2 protein-coding genes and 1 pseudogene are annotated in these 1,962 nt (G+C 61.5%); all 3 read right to left on the bottom strand.

Features of this window, described 5'->3' with window-relative positions; all coding sequences use genetic code 11:
* The coding region (locus tag JF781_RS27845; protein WP_225330665.1) for an MCE family protein at positions 1 to 528 on the bottom strand (528 nt) is incomplete at its 3' end.
* Entirely contained in the window at positions 528 to 1,724 is a 1,197-nt protein-coding gene (locus JF781_RS27850; RefSeq protein WP_225330664.1) for an MCE family protein, read from the bottom strand. The genes JF781_RS27850 and JF781_RS27845, both read right to left, overlap by 1 nt.
* Positions 1,724 to 1,962 (bottom strand): annotated as a pseudogene (locus JF781_RS27855) (hypothetical protein); the annotation flags it as partial. The pseudogene JF781_RS27855 and the gene JF781_RS27850, both read right to left, overlap by 1 nt.

Below are 1,962 nucleotides of genomic sequence, written 5' to 3' on the forward strand. Positions count from 1 at the left end.
CTCGGGTCCCGATCCGTCGAAGGCTTTGAACATGTCGTGCAACAGATCTCGCAATCGGCTTTGGCTGATCGAATCGACCAGCCGCTGCGCCTCGTGCAACAAGCCCGCAACATCCCCGTTGAGCATGGTGTGGTCACGATTGATCCGTGAGCCATCGCGCAGCCACGCCGGCGAGGGCTGATCTGGTGGTACCAGGTCGACGTACTGTTCTCCGATCGCGGAGACACTTTTGACGGTGGCGGTGACGTTGGCTGGAATATGGGCGCCTGAGCCGATGCGCAGTTGCGCATTCACGCCGTTGCGATAGGCCAGTGACACGTCGGTCACGCGGCCGACCGTGGTACCGCGGTACGCCACGTTCGCGTTCTTGTACAACCCGCCGCTGGCCGCGAAATTGGCGGTCACCGTGTACGACCCGAAGCCAAGTGCGGCCGGAATCTGCACGTAGTTGACCGCGATGATGCTTACGGTGATCACGGTGATCACGGCGAAGGTCGAGAGCTGCCACTTCTGAAGCCGGGAAAGCATTAGTGCGGCTCCTTGGCCGCAGCAGGTGAATCGTGTGTCGGCAGGCTGAAGGGATCAGCTGCTTGACCTGACAGATTTGCCAGTGCCCCGAGCAGATAATCGGGCGGGTTGACCACCTCGGCGAGATGCTTCATGTTCGGGTCCAATGCCGACGTTGTGAAAAGGGTTTCCCCGAGGCGTCTGATGGTGAGGTCGAAGGTGGCGTCGATGTTCAGGAAGTCACCCCGGACGGCTTGCTTGATTCCCTTCTGCGGCAACGGGTATGTGACCAGGAGCGGCAGCGCATTAACGAGTTCGCGGGCCTTTTCTGAGAGCGCTTTCACGACCGGGTAGGCGGCTTTGACGTCCTCGGTGAAATCGCGTTTGGTTTTCGACAGGACGTTGGCGGCGATGACACCGAGTCGTCGTAGTGCATCGAATGTCGCGACAATCTGGCCACTGTCGGCGTTGAGGACGCGGAGCGCCTCGGGCACCGCCTGTAAGGCGAGATCCAACTTTCCCTTGCCGTCAGCAAGAACTGAGCTGACATGGTTCAATTTGTCGGCTGCTTCGATGATGTGATCGGTTTGGCGATCAAGCCCGGCAGCGAGCGTGGCAAGTTGGGGCAGGAAATCAGCGAACTGCTCGGTGCGTCCCGCCACCGTTTGGTAAAGCTCGTCGGTGATGTCTTGCAGCGCCCCCAAGTTGCCCTTATTGACCACGATGCTCAGTGAGGACAGCACCTCTTCGGTGGTGGGATATCTGTCGTTGCCATTCACCGGTATTACTTGACCGTTGGACAGTCGTCCGACCGCCGGTGCGGCGACGGGTCGCGACAGTTCGATGTGTTGCGAGCCGAGCAGCGAGGTTTGTGCAACCTTGACCACCGCGTTCGTCGGTAGATTCACCTGCGCATCCAACGACAACTGGACGGCAGCGCAGAAGGTTCCGTCGGGTCGTTGTTCAACGCCCATTCCCGAGATGCTGCCGACGGTGACGTCATCGACCATGACCGGGGAATTCTGCGCCAGAGTGGCGATATCGGAAAGTTCTACAGTGATTTTAAAAGAGCCGGGGCCATGCCCTGCGGTTCCAGGCATATCCAACGAATTCAGACCGCCGAACTGGCACCCGCTGAGCAACAAGCCCACCGCCGCGCACGACAGGCCACACCGTATCGCCTGCCGGCCACGCACGCGCCTTGGAGTCACTTGCATCACCGACCTCCGTCATCGATCGGGATCGGCAGGTCGGTCACTGGTCGTGGGGCACCAGGCCGCTCGCCGGCCGTTGGCGGCTGCGCCGGCGCGCCCAGAGCAGGACCCGCGTTGGGAAGCGTTCCACCGGCCGGCGGGCCGGGTTGCGCCAGGGCCGGGCCGGCATTGGCCGGTGGTCCAGATGCCGGCGGTACCAACAGGTCTTTGAGGTCGGTGTCGGGCGAAAATGATGGTGGGA

The organism is Mycobacterium sp. WUMAC-067 (assembly GCF_020217485.1).
In the GTDB taxonomy this organism is placed as follows: domain Bacteria; phylum Actinomycetota; class Actinomycetes; order Mycobacteriales; family Mycobacteriaceae; genus Mycobacterium.

Bases quoted from the DNA above. Each gene is read 5' to 3' on its own strand.
- JF781_RS27850 (WP_225330664.1), bottom strand. From the start codon at position 1,724: ATGCAAGTGACTCCAAGGCGCGTGCGTGGCCGGCAGGCGATACGGTGT.